Here is a 15,297-nt window from a genome sequence, read left to right as displayed (position 1 = left end):
CCTACTAGCTGATGACGATTATACCTAACCGGGATGAATTGCCAAGTGTCGACGTATTAATTATCGGGAGCGGAAGCGCGGCCCTGTGCGCAGGCATTTCGGCCCTCGAAAACGGTGCTCATGTACTAATGGTCGAAAAGGCCGATGCCCTGGAGTGGGGAGGCAATAGCCGCTACACAGCCGGAGCCATGCGCTTTGCCTTCTATTCTTACGAGGACCTGAAGCCCCTGATCCGCGATCTGACCGACGATCGGTTGGCAAATACTGACTTCGGCAGTTACCCGAAAGAACAGTTTCTGGCCGACCTCCAGTATTTTAATCAGGGTGAACCACCCACTGAAACTCAGCAGTTTCTGGTCGATGAAAGCCTGAGTGTTATGCAGTGGCTGTCGAGTCATAATATTCGTTTCGACCCCAGCTATGCCCGGCAGAGTTTTCTGAAAGCCGGTCGGCATACGTTCTGGGGCGGATTGGCCCTTGACGTAGAAGGTGAAGGCGACGGGCTGGTGCGGGCCGAACGAGCGGAGTTTGAACGGCTAGGGGGAACGATCCTGTACAATTGCTCCGCCGAAGAAATCGTGATGCAGGCGGGTGACATGCAGGGCGTGCGATGCCTGCGTTCAGGTATACCCATCTGGATTCCGTGCCGGACAGTGGTGCTGGGCTGCGGGGGATTTGAAGCCAGCCAAGAATTACGTACGCAGTTTCTTGGCGATGCCTGGGCCAACGCCAAAGTGCGGGGCACCCGCCATAATACGGGTAAAGGTCTCGAACTGGCCACTAAACTGGGGGCGGCTCTGCGGGGGAATTTTGGTGGGTGCCATGCCGTGCCGATGGACAAGAACATGCCCGATTATGGCAATATCGACCTGCCGCACAACGAACGCAAACACTACCGAAAAATATCGTATCTGTACGGACTGATGCTCAACGCGCTCGGAGAGCGGTTCGTCGACGAAGGACTGGATATGCGAAATTACACCTATGCCCAGTTCGGCAAGGCGATCATCGAGCAGCCGGGAAACGTTGCCTGGCAGCTTTTCGACGCCAGTGTCGAACCATATCTCTATGCCGACTACCGGTTCCGGTTTACGAGCGTCGTGGAAGCCGATACGCTGAGCGACCTGATCGGGAAACTCGACGGCATCGATCAGGCGACCGCATTGAGGACCGTTGACGCGTATAATCGGGCTACTGAAATCAGCGATCATATACCGTTCGATCCAACCCGAAAAGATGGCAAACGTACAGCGGGGCTTTTCCCCGAAAAAACCAACTGGGCCAATCCACTCGTCACTCCGCCATTCAAAGCCTATCCCGTTACGTGTGGTATTACCTTCACCTACGGCGGACTGGCCGTAAATCGAAACGGCGAAGTGCTGACCGCTGCCGATGAACCGATTCCGGGCCTGTTTGCCTGTGGCGAACTAGTCGGGGGCGTTTTCTTCCACGGGTATCCTGGCGGCTCCGGCCTAACCTCTGGTGCAGTTTTCGGGCGGTACGCGGGTAAGTCGGCAGCACAATATAGTCATCAGAAACCATCTTCGCTAAACTCATGAAACGACCTACCGCACTCCTGATTGGACTTATGTGCTGGCACGCCGGTATGTTCCCGATGCTGGTCCAGTGCCAACCGGTTGTACCACCCGCCAATGCCATTCCGTGCGTGTTTATGCGCGGAGGCACGTCGCGTGGCCCGTTCCTGGACCTGCGCGACCTGCCACGCAACCGTACCGAACGCGACGCTATTCTGTTGCGGATCATGGGATCGCCCGACGCCCGGCAAATTGACGGGCTGGGGGGAGCAGAAACCGTAACGAGTAAGGTCGTCATGGCCCAGCCGTCGACCCGCCCCGGCATCGACGTCGATTACCTGTTCGCTCAGATCGATCTGGAAAATCCACTCGTCGATACCCTTCCACCCTGTGGTAACATGATGGCGGGTGTTGGCCCGTTTGCCATCGAGAAAGGCTGGGTGAAGGTCACCGGTCCCGAAACGAAGGTGATGATATACAATATCAACACAAATTCCGTCATTGAGGAGATCGTGCAGACCCCCAACGGTCGGGTGCAGTATACCGGTACGGCCCGGATCGACGGCGTGCCGGGAACGGCGGCCCCTATCCTCATGAATCTGTTCGATCAGGTTGGCGGCAAAACAAAGAAACTCCTGCCCACCGGCCACCTCAAAGACCGAATCGACAGCCTGGACGTGTCGATTCTGGACGCGGGTACGGTGATGGTGCTGCTACGAGCCGATGCTATTGGCCTGACAGGGGGCGAAGACGAATCCTTTTTTAAAACGAACCGGGTGCTGATGGAAAGACTGGAACGCATCCGCCGGGAAGCCGGTCGGCTGGCGGGGCTGGGTGACGTATCGAACAGTGTACTGCCCAAGGTCGGTATTCTCTCAACGCCCCAGACTAAAACAGCCAACATCCGGTCACGTTACCTGACTCCGCACACCCTGCACCCCAGCCACGCGGTTACGGGGGCTATCTGTATCGGCACGGCCTTGAAGATCAAAGGCACAGTAGCCAGCGAAGTTGGTCGCGAAAACGGCAAACCGACCGAACTTATCGTAATTGAGCATCCAGCGGGCGTGATCGAAGTCAACATTGAGCTTGACAGACAAGGGGATCGGATTCAGGTTCGAAAGGTCGGTACGATGCGAACAGCCCGTAAATTAATGCAGGGGTATGTCTTCTACTAACCCACCCTGCCTGAATGGAATCAGCCGATTTATACAGTATATGATTCTGAGCACGTTACGCTTCACCATTTTGCAGTCGCTGATCAGGCTGTTGCCTCAGTTCAACAGGGCACAGCACATCTTTTTCCGGTCGGTGATCGGCTGGTTGCTGAGCGTGGAGTTCTGGCCCAGAACATCATGACCAAATCCATCCAGGCACCTACCGAAGATATTAGCTTTCTAGCCATTATCCGCTATTCTGAAGTCATTTTCGCCATTATCGTTGGGTACATCGCGTTCGATGAGCACTATTCCCAGCAAAGTATTCTGGGTATGGTGTTGATTTTTACCGGCCAGCTATTGTCGTTTCGCCGACGGGCCCGGCCTGCTGACAACGCAAAACAACTCGACCTCTAACATCATGAAAAAACGCTATCAACTCATTCTTGTATTCGTCGTTTTTGCGATCATCACCTACCTCGACCGCAACTCCATTTCGTCAGTAGGAGACGATATCACCCGCGAGCTGGGCCTGTCTGACCAGCAGTGGGGCATGGTTATGTCGGCGTTTTCGCTGGCCTACGGAGCTTTTGAAATTCCAACCGGTTTGCTGGTCGACCGGGTAGGACCGCGTAAGACTCTTTTCCGCATTGTGCTCTGGTGGTCGGTTTTTACGCTGCTGACGGGTCTGGCTACGGGCTTTTACTTCCTGCTGATCGTTCGGTTTTTGTTCGGAGCAGGTGAAGCGGGTGCGTTTCCGACCGTATCGGTAGCCATTGCCCGATGGTTCCCATCGATCGAGCGGGGCCGTATGCAGTCGATTGTCTGGATGGGTAGCAGGATGGGCGGAGCCATGGCACCGATTATGTCGATCCAGCTAGCCGAAAGTTTCGGTTGGCGGGGCGTGTTTTACCTGTTTGGCGGATTGGGGCTGCTCTGGGCGGCTTACTGGTTTTGGTGGTTCCGCGACGAACCCCGCGACATCCATGGAATCACCCCCGACGAAATCATCGAAATCGAAGCCAGTCGTAGCGTAAAGGCCGTATCACACAAGCTACTTTCCTGGAAAATGGTTTTCGGTAACTCCAGCATCTGGGCGCTGATGGGTATGTATCATTGCCTGCTTTATGGCGCTTATTTCTACATGTCGTGGATGCCCAAATATTTGCAAAACGGGCGGGGCATTCCCAAATCACAGTTGGGATGGATGGTATCGCTTCCGTTTATATTAGGGATGTTCGGCTGTCTGGCTGGTGGATTTGCCTCCGATTATTTCACCAAAAAACGGGGACTGACCTTTGGTCGTCGCTACGTGGGTATGTTTGGGCTGGTCATGGCGGGAATCTGCATGATTGCCGGTTCATTGACTAAAGATAGCAGCATCGCCATTGTACTGCTGGGGCTGGGGCTGGCTTTTAAAGACTTCACGCTGCCCGTGTCGTGGTCGGCAGCGACTGACATTGGTGGGCAACATGCCGGGGCGGTATCGGGTACGATGGGCCTGGCCGGACAGTTGGGATCGGCCATTATGGCTACTGCCTTCGGTTTCATCTTACACGCCACCGGGAGCTACGAAATTCCGGTTCAGCTGATCGGCGGCATCGTTATCGTGGGCGGTCTGCTGTGGTTCAGGATCGACGCCAGCCAGCAACTCCGCGACGAACCGGAATCAACCATAAAGCCAAAAGAAATTGTTGCCTGATACCACCCTATCATAAACGAAAAGCGACCTGAAATTCAGGTCGCTTTTCGTTTATTTTGTCGTAAGCAACTCGTCGATCAGATCAGGCGAACCTACATACAGTACCAAACGCTGGTGCAGATCTGTTGGAGCAATGTCGAGAATGGCCTGCCTGCCGTCGGTTGCTTTTCCGCCAGCCTGTTCGGCAATGAACGCCATCGGGAAGCACTCGTATAGCAGCCTGAGTTTACCTCCCGGTGATTTGCACGTAGGCGGATAAAGGTAAATACCGCCTTTGATTAGATTTCGGTGAAAATCAGCCACCAGCGAGCCAATGTAGCGACCTGTCATCCGGCGTTGCCTGCACGTATTCAAATACGTCTGGATCTTATCCGGGTATTCCGCTACGTTCCCCTCGTTGCACGAAAAAATCGAACCCGTCCGGGGCTGCTTCATATTGGTGTGAGAAAGAATATACTCGCCCAGCGACTGATCGAGTGTAAAACCGTTGACACCCTGCCCGGTCGTAAATACCAGAATGGTCGATGAGCCGTATAGTACGTACCCGGCCGCCACCTGCTGCCGTCCACCCTGAAGTAAGTCGGCAAGAGTAGGCACGGAGCCAATAGGCGATAATCGGCGGTAGATCGAGAAAATCGTTCCAATAGAAACGTTAACGTCGATATTGGAGGAGCCATCCAGCGGATCGATGGCTACGACGTACTTACCGTTGAGGTTGCCCGTCAGAATTATGTCATCTTCTTCTTCCGAAATAATGGCGCAGACTTCACCCCCATTTTTGAGCGCACGGATAAACCGAATGTTAGCAATGACGTCGAGTTTTTGCTGCGATTCGCCCTGCACGTTGTCGGTTCCGGCAGCACCCGTCACATCGATCAGTCCTGCCCGGTTAATTTCACGGTTAATAATCTTGCTGGCCAGCGCAATGTCACGCAACAACTGCGACAGTTCTCCCGTAGCAAACGGAAATGCACTCTGTTCGCTCAGGATGAAGCGATCCAGGGTGGTGCCAACCGGAAGAGCCAGGTCCGGTTGGGCAGATTGCGCTGCTACGGGTACTACTGTATCTATAAAGGTAATCATACGGTAGCTGTCGGAGCGTTGGTAATGGATTTCCGTTTAGAAATAAACAGATTATTCAGATGGTCGGCTTTCATGTCGTAAGCTGCTGGGTCGGCCCATGTCTGGCGTGGGTTCAGAATTGTTGCCGGTACGCCGGGGCAGGCGGTCGGCATAGCCAGGCCGAATACCGGATGTATTGCAAAGGGGCTGTTTGTCAACGTGTTTGTCAGAGCGGCCCGGATCAGGGCACGGGTGTGAGCCAGTTTCATACGCTGCCCGATGCCAAAACTACCACCGGTCCAGCCGGTATTGACGAGCCATACATTCACGTTATGCCGACGGATTTTATCACCCAGCATATGAGCGTACTGGCTCACATGCAAAGGCATAAAGGCAGCGCCGAAACAAGCCGAGAACGTAACCTCTGGTTCGGTAACGCCCATTTCTGTACCCGCCACTTTCGCCGTGTAGCCCAGTATGAAATAATCCATCGCCTGTTCGGGCGTCAGTCGGGAAATAGGTGGAAGCACACCAAAAGCATCGCAGGTCAGGAAGAAAATATTCCGGGGATGCGTACCTACCGACGGCTCGACGGCATTGTCGATGAAGGAAATCGGGTACGACGTGCGCGTGTTCTGTGTCAGTGTCGTGTCGGTATAGTCGACAACGCGCGAGTTGCGGAGCGTACGGGTGTTTTCCACAATCGATCCGTAGCGGATAGCGTCGAAAATCTGCGGCTCCTGTTCCCGGGTCAGATCAACGACTTTAGCGTAACAACCCCCTTCGAAATTGAAGATACCCGCATCGCTCCAGCCATGTTCATCATCGCCAATCAGGCCACGTTCAGGATCAGCCGACAGTGTGGTTTTACCTGTACCCGACAGCCCAAAAAATAAGGCTACGTCTGTTGGATCGCCCAGATCGACGTTCGCTGAGCAATGCATAGGCAGTATGTTCTTATGCGGCAGCAGGAAGTTAAGTGCCGAGAAAACACCTTTCTTGATTTCGCCCGCGTAGCCCGTACCACCAATCAGAATAACCCGTTTGGATAGATTCAGTATGGCAAAATTGCTGCCACGGGTCTGGTCTTCATCCGGAATCGCCATAAAGTCAGGAATTGCCAGTATCGTAAAGTCGGGCTCAAAATCGACCAGCTCGTCATCTGCCGGGCGCAGGAACATATTGCTACAGAACAGATTATGCCAGGCCGACGTGGTCAGTATACACAGTTTCAATTGGTGAGCCGGATCAGCACCGGCCAGTGCGTAGCGCACAAAAACAGGATGATATTCCACATAATGGCGCATACGGCGGTGAAGCTGATCGAATCGTTTTTCGTCAAACGGAATATTCACCGTCCCCCAGTCTACCTTCATATCGGTCAGGCTGTCGCGCACGATATACCGGTCTTTGGGCGACCGGCCCGTGTAGCGTCCTGTAGCGCACATCAGCGCGCCGGTGTTAGTCAGTACGCCCTCACCCTGACGCAGCGCGTACTCAACCAGTTCAGTTGGTGAAAGTTGAAAATGAACTTCTTTACTCGTCTGCACACCCAGAAATTTCAGGGCCTTTTCGTTGGGCAATGTGTGCACTGACTGGGGGCGACGAACAACTTTAGCGACCATAGAAGCAGGAGTTTCGGTGAATAAATCGTTTACCCGACAAATATAATTAGCGATCATTATAAAAAAAGCGAATGTTCGCTAAAATATTTTCAATCGCTAAAAATTCTTTATTTCTCAACGTATTCTCTGCGAATAGCTATTTTTGCAGTATGACAACCGACCGGGAGAAAGTAAGGCTCATTTTTGGCCTGAAAATCAAGCAGCTACGTAATGATCTGGGCTTATCGACCTATGAACTCGCCGACCGAACAGGTTTATCACCATCGTACCTGAACGAAATAGAAAAAGGGAAGAAATACCCGAAGACCGAGAAGATATTTGCTTTAGCCAAAGCACTCAATAGCAATTATGATACCCTTGTATCGCTTCAGGTCAGCAAGTCGCTGGAACCGGTTGTAGAACTACTTAACTCCAACATACTGACCGAATTACCATTAGATCTGTTCGGTATTGAGCCAGGCTATTTTCTAGAAGTGATGGCCACTGCCCCGGCGAAGCTGAGCGCATTTATCAATACACTGATCGAAATCGGGCGGAATTACGATCTGAGTGTCGAGCAGTTTTATTTTTCGGCCCTACGGACATACCAGGCCATGCACAATAATTATTTCGAGGAACTCGAAAAGCAGGCAGACACCTTCCTGACCGATTACCCGCGGCCTGAATTGCCCGGCCAGTATGGCAACTGGCTGATTCGGGTTCTGAATGAGGTATATGGCTGCACCGTCGATTTTTACGACGAAACCACGCAGCCTGCTCTGATGTCGCTTCGATCGGTCTACCTGCCAGAACAACAAAAGTTGCTTGTAAACAGCGAATTATCCATTGAACAACAAGTCTTTACGCTGTCGCGGGAAGTAGGTTATCACTGGCTCGGACTAACCATCCGACCGCTCGAATCATCTGTACTGGAAGCCAGATCGTTCGATGAAGTGCTGCATAACTTCCAGGCGTCTTACTTCGCCCGCTGCATTCTGATTCCCCGGCAGCAGCTACTCGACAAACTAAGGATAATGGTGCAGCAACCCGATTGGGACAACGAACGAATGCTACAGATGCTGGCTCAGTTTACAGTGACGCCGGAGATGTTTCTGCTGCGGGTTACCAATCTACTATCGGGTTATTTCGGGCTAAATAATTTGTTTTTTCTGCGCTTCAATCAGTTACTCAATGGCCGGTTTATTATGGCCAAGGAATTGCACTTGAGCAAGTTGCATACGCCACATGGCATCGCCCGCGACGAACATTATTGCCGCAGACAGATGTCGGTAACGATTCTGAACGAACTTCGTCAGCTTCAGGAATCGGGGCAGTGGGATGGACAACCTATCTGCCGGGCGCAGCGCATTTCATTCGTGACCAACAACACGACGTATTTTGTCTTTTCGATCGCCAAATCGTCGCCCCCCACCCCTGATAATAGCAGCATTAATATTGGCTTTCCCATCGACGAAACGCTGCTCGAGAAGATCCCCTTTATCGGCGACCCGAAGTTACCAACCGTTCAGGTAGGCGAAACTTGTGAGCGTTGTCCTATCGCTGACTGTACCGTGCGGGCCGCCCCCCCGACTGTACTGTCGCACCAGCAACGGATGAAGACTATTCAGGCTACAATCGAGCAACTCCGTGCGGCATCGTCTGGCAAATGAGTTATTTCAAAATAGAACGAGCCGTGACGGAGCGTGCTGATAAGGGCGGTATTAATTTTAGGCAATGCTTTCTTAATTTCTCTGGCTTTGGCCTGAAACACTAACTAGTTCTTCTTTTAATACCCTGATAAGCAATATAGTGCAGGTTAGAAAGGCAACAAAAGGTATGATGTAGAACAAAGCTCGTTCATTTATATGCCCCACGCTTGCGTAATAGTTTATTTGCTGATACCCTGCCAATAAAGCATCAGCATAAAGAACTACAAAGGGAGTTATTAGCTTCGCGTTAAGAGCCATTTTTTTTTGCAAGATCAGCACCCATAGATAAAGCCAGCATAATACAAATAAGCCAGAAATGATTTTTGTTACCCCTGCCCCAGCAAAAACTCCCATTAATCCCCATATGATGATAGGCAGATTCCATTTGTCATCATATTCATGTATCTCTAAAAACGATAGTATGCATAGGAGAATAAGAATTCTTGGCTTGAGGTAAAACCAATCATATTCAACGATTCTCTGAGTTTTCATGCAGCGAATTACAATTATAGTAGTCTCCTTTCATAAAAAAGCATACACTTCATTACAGATTAATTCAAAGCTCCATTATAGAGTTGAGATAATTCTCTTTTATATTGTGATTTAAGAAATTTACCTTTTATGGCAAAGAAGTAAATCCTCCAACTCAAATCGAATTTGAGGTTCTAATAAACAATTGTTTAACGGCCTTTTTTTCTCAACAGAATAGCAAAATAGCTCACCTATGAACAAGCTATTTTGCTATTCTTATTGATACGATCAGCGTCAAAATGGTATTTTAAATAGATGATATAAAGAGTACATAACAAGTACAGAAATTCCCGCAATTAAAGTCGATGCAAAAACTATTTTTTTTCCTTCCGATCGATCAAAATCCTCCTTTAATAAAACAAACAAATAGCTTACTATAGAGTAGGATAAAAGTATAAGAGAGCAAATAGACAAATCCCGAATTAGCTTTGGAACATTCGTTATCGGCGATCTTGCAAGTACATATAACGATAATATAAAAAGTAAAAAGAATGATAGCAATAAAGAGTCTCTAGCTATTCGCTGAAATATATTTTTAAATAAACTTAATGAAGCGATAACTAACGTTAAGACTTCAGTAAATATAACGTACTGAAACTTAAAATGATCATTGGTAAAAGTAACAACTAGTAAGACCAGAATTGCACTCAAGCTCACTGAACCCCTAAGTATACTGGATAAAGTCATTTTCATAGCTAGTACGGCGTGGCAAATCTAACTATTAATTTAGTTAAACCTACTAACTGTCATACATTATTTAAAAGTTGCATCCATTAACACAATCCGCAGAAGTCAAATAATTGCAAAAATCTTTATCCATACTAGTCATTTTGCATTGAACCATTGTGCTTAAATTCCTCGTTTGACCTGTTTAGGTTTGAAGCATTATTGATGAGTGAATAACTCTATAATACAGGTGTTCCTCCCAGGCGGCAACGTAAGCATTTCAAATTTATTCGGGGTCAATAAATCACGGGTCAATAAGTACCGGCCATCATTGACATATAATAGTTGGCGCAGTGTATGGAAGTCAGCAGTAGTATTTCTTTATTTAAAAAAGACTCAAAACGATCGGATGTTTGGATCTGATATTCATAATTCAGGTTGCTCCATTTCAGATGTGGCTTCATGACTAATAGTTCAGTTTCGTCCTGGTCTATGAGGCTAAAAGATTCGTTAAAAACACCTTGGTGCCTAAAAATATATTCTTTCTCAATGTCATTATAATAGGTTTGTAGGGCAATACTTCCATTCCAGTTCATGGAGAATTTCAGCAGCACAGTGTCGTTGTATTTAAGTTCAATGGTTGATCCCCAAAATCCCTTTGGAATAAGCTGATAGGTCGAATAGTTCGCCAGTTCGATTGAAGCAGTAAACTGAAACCAGTTTTTGTAGGAAAGTTTCCCAATCGATTCATTGCCCTGCGTCAACTCAAACGATAATGAGTTGTTTGATTTTGCCTGATATTCGGCTATAAGAGTTTTCATTGTCGAACGTGTTTAACTGGTCTGAGTAATTGAAAGGCTGCAGCTATCGCCACAAAGCCTGGGATGGCCTTCTGCCGTTTCGGTATGAAATTTCCATTATTTTTGATTGTAAAGTCAAGGTTGCACCTTTATTTAGTTGTGTGCAGCGATGCTTACACAGACTTACACAGCTGTTTTTGTCGATAACAACGTGTGTAGTCCCTCTATTTTGGCGCTTTCTTATCGGCCGTAGCGATTCATTTAATTTGTTTTATGGTTACCGACCGCCTGCTATTTGAAAAATTGTGGAACGAAGTCCTGCGCCAGTATTTTCGGGAAGAATTAGAGCTGGAATTCAATGGTCCTGAGAACCCACCTGCTCCCATGAATCAGGTGTTGGGTAACATGCGCAATGCCAAAGGGGAGGAAATATGGGCCAAATTTAGCCCCTACCTCGGTAAAAATCGGTTGCCGGACTATGTCGCCCTGAAAACAGGACACCGATTCAGTGGAAGCAATTACCGGAATCATTATGATAATCTCATTAAGAAAAAGGCCGATATTAATGCCAATCCAGAGTTCTTTCTGGCACTGGCAAAAACGCTGGGTTATCCCGATTTTAACGCGTATAAAAATGTCTATGAGTCAGACCTGAATTCAGTACAAAATGAAAAAGAAAAAGCTGATGCTGACGCGGCACGAACCATTCAAAGCCTGACGGCAATCAATCAACGTCTCTGGATTCACGTACGTTGGCTGAAAGTGATTGCTATCGGAACGGTTGGTATGCTGGTGATACTAAGTTGGCTATTATTCACTAAACAGCCCTCCGCCATTCCCAAAGGGCACATCATTCGAAAAAGAGCGCATATTTCTACGTTGGCCAAAGGCGTCATAGGTAATTGGTACAGCTACAATCGTACGTATGAAGCCCGGGGAAAAACGGATGACTATATTTTCAATCGGATAGCCTGGGCTATAGCATCTGATAAAGACGGTTATCTCACTTTCGAACGCTACTGGAAAGCCATGGAATTCGCCGGCTGGATTGAATTTATCGATGGCGCTATTCCCCAGCTCCATTTTTTCATGAGTGTTTACCAAAATGGGAATGGCCGAAAAGATGCCATTGGTTATCGGCATTTCAATTGTGGCATATGGGGTGAAAACCACGATTGGCTTCGAACGGATACGCTAATCTGCGTTTGCACGACCTACGATTTTAGGGCTAGTAGTCTGGGCGAGCCATTAGCCAGTCGTGAATTACTCATTCGACAACCCGGCATTTCGTTTGATTCTCTCAAAAATGGGACTGCCAGCCTGACAATTCAGAATATGAATTGGTTAGATAAAATCTTACCAAAGCAGAATAGTTATATTTTTCAAAAGCCTGGCAAATTTGAGTAGTACCCCTCCCGGATAGGACAGAATTGATCGCTGATCAATTCGTTAAGGAAATCTATCGGCCACTGGTGCGGTTGTGCTTCCGGATGGCAAATGAAACAGTATAAACTTATTCACGGATCATTGAGTAGTTCATTGGCAAGTGCAACGCGGACCCCGCGTTTGAATTACCTCGTGCTACTGATTATTATTCTCCATATTTTCCTGGAGTATAAACTTGTATGACCGTTTCTAATGTAGACCTTCGGCTAATCGTGCCGTTTAAAACGTTCATGCCTGTGGTTAGTGCCAAAACCAGATGGAGATCGCTCTGGTGTTTCCTGGGCTTCATCGCCTGCCTGTTCGTCGTAGCCCAGGCTCAAGCACAGGCCAAATCGACAACGGCTTCCTATCACGTTTTCGGACGTTGTCATGATTATGCTACAGCGCTTGGCTTGAAAGCCAGCCTTGTCGCGGTGACTCAGCAAGGTCGTTCGAAACTAGCGGAATGCCAGCCATCAGGTGATTTTGATGTTTTACTGCCTACCTCTGCCACTCACTTAACTATTGAGATGAAAGGGTATCAACCGGTTACCATACCTGTTCATTTTACAACGGACATTCCACCAAAGGCTCGGTTTAATATAGGCAATTTAACAGCTATGGCCAAAATAGGCTCACCACCGATACCTCCCGACAAAGGCGCTCTACTGGCTCTATTTTTTTCCATGCCTGATAGCCTGACGATAAAGTATCACTTAACCAGTCTGACTAAACCATCGAGTCATTTGCAGGCGACTATTGCCTATAAATCGCCGATAAGCCGATCGTTTCCAATTGCGCCCGATGACTATATAACCACCATATCAACGCTCGATAATCGTTTGTTTCTCAGCGAAAAAATGACCGTCAGGCCGGGTGCTACGTTTAAGGCGGTTAAGGCCATGAAGCCTGCTGAAGTAAGTACATTAAATGAGGCCGCACCCAACACATACACCGCAACTGAACTCGCTTTAAGCATTAATATTCTCTATTTCGATCAAAGCAGTCATATACTACGGCCGGGGGTCAAAGTAGCGTTGGATTCACTAGCGCATCGATTGGTAAAGCAGCCAAACCTGGTAGCAACGGTGACTGGTTACACGGACAATGTAGGAAAACGCGAATTGAATCTGGTTCTAGCGGAGTACCGGGCAAAAGCAGTGGAGAATTATTTAAAAGAGCGCGGTGTCCCTGCTAACCAGATTAAGGCCAGTTGGGAAGGCCCCGATACAAAGGCATCGGCAGAAGCTTCAGAGGCCGTAAAAACAATCAGCAGACGTGTGGTTATCCAGCTTTCTCCCAGGTAATATGATCAAAGCCTGACTTAAAACCAGACGTATACTTTTACCATATAATTATCTAATATTCAATGATATATAAAGAAAAAAGTGTAGAAACGACTTAGTAAACCGAAGAAGTGGGAATATGCTCAGCTTTCGAAAAGGCTGATCGGTAACTGGCTTCAATCTGCGGCAGTTCAGCGCTCTTACCCTGAAGGCTAAGGGCTTTGTGAAGGCCTACTAAAGACCAGCCATTACCGGGATGATGAACCAGATCCTGGCGGTATACTTCTTCAGCTTCTCTTGCCTTTTTCATGCCAAGCCAGTAAGCACCTAAAAATTGCCGGGCTGGTAAAGGCCAGTCACTAGGCTCCGTGTAGATTAGTTGATCTTCCAGGCTGATCGCTTTATTCAGGCTTACGACAGCCTGCTCATATTTTTTGTCGGCAAAAAGGATGGAGGCTTCCAAAATATGATTAGCAATTTGGGCCACTGGAAGCGGGGCATTGAAAGGAATACGTCGCTTTTCAAGAATGGGGTCTTTTAATCCGTCAACAAGAAGTTGCTGCTCTTGCTGGGCTTCAGCGATTTTTCCGGTACCCACCAGAGCCATTCCCCGTGAGAAATGATCGAGAAGGGTTGCATAACCCCAGTCTCCGGCTGGCTTCTCCGACGCTAAAATCTCATTCCATTTACCTAGTCTGACCAGCGTTAGCGATGGCAGCATATACAGATATTGATCGTAGGTATTCCCGGCGACAGGAGAGACTGATTTGCGACACCGGAGGGCATCCCTTAGACCGGTTTCGTACATACCCCCGCTCAAGGCACAATAGGTTTGTACCGCAAAATAATGCGGTGAATGTTTCACCAGGCCAAGATTTGCTGCCAGCGAATCATACTTTAACAGATTGACATCTGCCTTGTCATTGACAATCACTCCTTCGGCAAAAAGCCCATTCCGCTGGTATTCATGACTCGCCATGTGAACCATATGTGCAACCCCCGGAAGCTGGTTTTTTAGTTTATCGGCATTGGCCAGGGCCACCTGTGGATTTTTAGATGCCTCGGTCAGGTGGATATGATAATGTAGAGCGGCCGGATGATCCGGGTATTTTTTAAGCACATTTTCACTAATGTCTACTACTTCCTGAGTCCAGGCCTTAGGCTTACCATCGCTAGTCCAAAAATCCCAGGCATGGATCAACATGATGGCGTCCACATAGAGCATTTTAATATCCGGATCGTCAAATTCGGCTACTAACTGTTTGGTTGCTGACGCATAAGCCTGATTGAGTTCTTTCCGGTTGGCATCGGCCGGATCAGACGAATAGCGGGTATTCATCACCTGAATCAGCCTTTTCTCTTTCGGACTGGCGCGATCGGCGAGTTCGTTCATGCGTGTCAGAATAGCGGGCATGCCTGGCGGAACGGTGTAGGTATGAGCCGCATTATAATAAGGCCCGCCCGCCAATGCCTGCCCCCACCACGCCATTGAACAATTGGGATCCTGACGGGACACTTCTTTAAAAGAAGCCATAGCTTCCTTCATATGGTAGCTGTAATACATCGTCAGGCCCTGATCAAAATAGAACTGCGCACTATCGGTAGTCGTCGAAATCTTGTAGGAATAATTTCCCCAACCCGGTAGTGGAACCATGAACTTGCCGTTTTCCATCGGATTGACGATACCATCGGACCCAGATCCGCAAAGCACTATACTATTATTACGTTCCAGAACTGGTCTACGCGCTGAATTAAAGACAAATAAGGTCGTTAAAAGGACAGCAACTAAAGTTATCCGGACTGTTTTTCGACGCTTCATA

The 15,297-nt window shown here is 48.5% G+C and carries 13 protein-coding genes; 8 read left to right on the top strand and 5 right to left on the bottom strand.

What is annotated here, in order from left to right; translation table 11 throughout:
• Positions 1 to 11: 11 nt before the first annotated feature.
• Genes tcuA through GJR95_RS26235 form a run of 5 tightly spaced genes read left to right on the top strand, consistent with a single transcriptional unit; the run spans position 12 to position 4,394 of the window.
• Positions 12 to 1,559, top strand: a complete 1,548-nt coding sequence (tcuA, locus tag GJR95_RS26255; protein WP_174260230.1) for an FAD-dependent tricarballylate dehydrogenase TcuA — start codon at positions 12 to 14, stop codon at positions 1,557 to 1,559.
• Positions 1,556 to 2,713, top strand: coding sequence for a 2-methylaconitate cis-trans isomerase PrpF family protein (locus tag GJR95_RS26250; protein WP_198424748.1), 1,158 nt, complete (start codon positions 1,556 to 1,558; stop codon positions 2,711 to 2,713). The genes tcuA and GJR95_RS26250 overlap by 4 nt, the downstream gene beginning before the upstream one ends.
• Positions 2,700 to 2,894 carry a hypothetical protein gene (locus tag GJR95_RS26245; protein ID WP_162388681.1) on the top strand — a complete coding sequence of 65 codons (195 nt, stop codon included), beginning with the start codon at positions 2,700 to 2,702 and terminating at the stop codon, positions 2,892 to 2,894. Before GJR95_RS26250 ends, GJR95_RS26245 begins: the two co-directional genes overlap by 14 nt.
• Positions 2,891 to 3,109 (top strand): DMT family transporter, encoded by a 219-nt coding sequence (locus GJR95_RS26240; protein WP_162388680.1) that lies wholly within the window; start codon positions 2,891 to 2,893, stop codon positions 3,107 to 3,109. Before GJR95_RS26245 ends, GJR95_RS26240 begins: the two co-directional genes overlap by 4 nt.
• Positions 3,110 to 3,113: 4 nt before the next feature.
• The gene (locus GJR95_RS26235) at positions 3,114 to 4,394 is read left to right on the top strand and encodes an MFS transporter (RefSeq protein WP_162388679.1); all 1,281 of its coding nucleotides are present in this window, start codon (positions 3,114 to 3,116) and stop codon (positions 4,392 to 4,394) included.
• A gap of 51 nt (positions 4,395 to 4,445) precedes the next feature.
• Here the strand turns inward: GJR95_RS26235 and fbp are convergent, their stop codons facing one another.
• Positions 4,446 to 5,477, bottom strand: a complete 1,032-nt coding sequence (gene fbp, locus GJR95_RS26230) for a class 1 fructose-bisphosphatase (RefSeq protein ID WP_162388678.1) — start codon at positions 5,475 to 5,477, stop codon at positions 4,446 to 4,448.
• Entirely contained in the window at positions 5,474 to 7,081 is a 1,608-nt protein-coding gene (pckA, locus tag GJR95_RS26225; protein WP_162388677.1) for a phosphoenolpyruvate carboxykinase (ATP), read from the bottom strand. The genes fbp and pckA overlap by 4 nt, the downstream gene beginning before the upstream one ends.
• 149 nt (positions 7,082 to 7,230) lie before the next feature.
• Here pckA and GJR95_RS26220 point away from each other — a divergent pair, with 149 nt between their 5' ends.
• Positions 7,231 to 8,730, top strand: coding sequence for a helix-turn-helix domain-containing protein (locus GJR95_RS26220; protein ID WP_162388676.1), 1,500 nt, complete (start codon positions 7,231 to 7,233; stop codon positions 8,728 to 8,730).
• Positions 8,731 to 8,802: 72 nt separating this feature from the next.
• Here GJR95_RS26220 and GJR95_RS26215 read toward each other — a convergent pair whose 3' ends face one another.
• Together GJR95_RS26215 and GJR95_RS26210 are read right to left on the bottom strand one after the other, a co-directional pair.
• Positions 8,803 to 9,261: a hypothetical protein gene (locus tag GJR95_RS26215; RefSeq protein WP_162388675.1), complete on the bottom strand. Its 459-nt coding sequence runs from the start codon at positions 9,259 to 9,261 to the stop codon at positions 8,803 to 8,805.
• 1,016 nt (positions 9,262 to 10,277) lie between these two features.
• Positions 10,278 to 10,787 (bottom strand): hypothetical protein, encoded by a 510-nt coding sequence (locus GJR95_RS26210; RefSeq protein WP_198424747.1) that lies wholly within the window; start codon positions 10,785 to 10,787, stop codon positions 10,278 to 10,280.
• Between the two features lie 252 nt (positions 10,788 to 11,039).
• Here GJR95_RS26210 and GJR95_RS26205 point away from each other — a divergent pair, with 252 nt between their 5' ends.
• Together GJR95_RS26205 and GJR95_RS26200 are read left to right on the top strand one after the other, a co-directional pair.
• The gene (locus GJR95_RS26205; RefSeq protein WP_162388674.1) at positions 11,040 to 12,173 is read left to right on the top strand and encodes a hypothetical protein; all 1,134 of its coding nucleotides are present in this window, start codon (positions 11,040 to 11,042) and stop codon (positions 12,171 to 12,173) included.
• Positions 12,174 to 12,391: 218 nt separating this feature from the next.
• Complete coding sequence (locus GJR95_RS26200; protein WP_162388673.1) at positions 12,392 to 13,498, top strand: OmpA family protein; 1,107 nt, start codon at positions 12,392 to 12,394, stop codon at positions 13,496 to 13,498.
• 94 nt (positions 13,499 to 13,592) lie between these two features.
• Here GJR95_RS26200 and GJR95_RS26195 read toward each other — a convergent pair whose 3' ends face one another.
• Positions 13,593 to 15,296, bottom strand: coding sequence for a tetratricopeptide repeat protein (locus GJR95_RS26195; RefSeq protein ID WP_162388672.1), 1,704 nt, complete (start codon positions 15,294 to 15,296; stop codon positions 13,593 to 13,595).
• Between the last annotated feature and the right edge of the window lies 1 nt (position 15,297).

Source organism: Spirosoma endbachense, assembly GCF_010233585.1.
Taxonomy (GTDB): Bacteria; Bacteroidota; Bacteroidia; order Cytophagales; family Spirosomataceae; genus Spirosoma; species Spirosoma endbachense.
The sequence above is the reverse complement of the archived record's forward strand: the minus strand, read 5'-3'. Positions and strand labels throughout refer to the sequence as shown.

Coding starts and splice junctions, on each gene's coding strand:
- tcuA (WP_174260230.1), top strand. CDS start 12: ATGACGATTATACCTAACCGGGATGAATTGCCAAGTGTCGACGTATTA.
- GJR95_RS26250 (WP_198424748.1), top strand. CDS start 1,556: ATGAAACGACCTACCGCACTCCTGATTGGACTTATGTGCTGGCACGCC.
- GJR95_RS26245 (WP_162388681.1), top strand. CDS start 2,700: ATGTCTTCTACTAACCCACCCTGCCTGAATGGAATCAGCCGATTTATA.
- GJR95_RS26240 (WP_162388680.1), top strand. CDS start 2,891: ATGACCAAATCCATCCAGGCACCTACCGAAGATATTAGCTTTCTAGCC.
- GJR95_RS26235 (WP_162388679.1), top strand. CDS start 3,114: ATGAAAAAACGCTATCAACTCATTCTTGTATTCGTCGTTTTTGCGATC.
- fbp (WP_162388678.1), bottom strand. CDS start 5,477: ATGATTACCTTTATAGATACAGTAGTACCCGTAGCAGCGCAATCTGCC.
- pckA (WP_162388677.1), bottom strand. CDS start 7,081: ATGGTCGCTAAAGTTGTTCGTCGCCCCCAGTCAGTGCACACATTGCCC.
- GJR95_RS26220 (WP_162388676.1), top strand. CDS start 7,231: ATGACAACCGACCGGGAGAAAGTAAGGCTCATTTTTGGCCTGAAAATC.
- GJR95_RS26215 (WP_162388675.1), bottom strand. CDS start 9,261: ATGAAAACTCAGAGAATCGTTGAATATGATTGGTTTTACCTCAAGCCA.
- GJR95_RS26210 (WP_198424747.1), bottom strand. CDS start 10,787: ATGAAAACTCTTATAGCCGAATATCAGGCAAAATCAAACAACTCATTA.
- GJR95_RS26205 (WP_162388674.1), top strand. CDS start 11,040: ATGGTTACCGACCGCCTGCTATTTGAAAAATTGTGGAACGAAGTCCTG.
- GJR95_RS26200 (WP_162388673.1), top strand. CDS start 12,392: ATGACCGTTTCTAATGTAGACCTTCGGCTAATCGTGCCGTTTAAAACG.
- GJR95_RS26195 (WP_162388672.1), bottom strand. CDS start 15,296: ATGAAGCGTCGAAAAACAGTCCGGATAACTTTAGTTGCTGTCCTTTTA.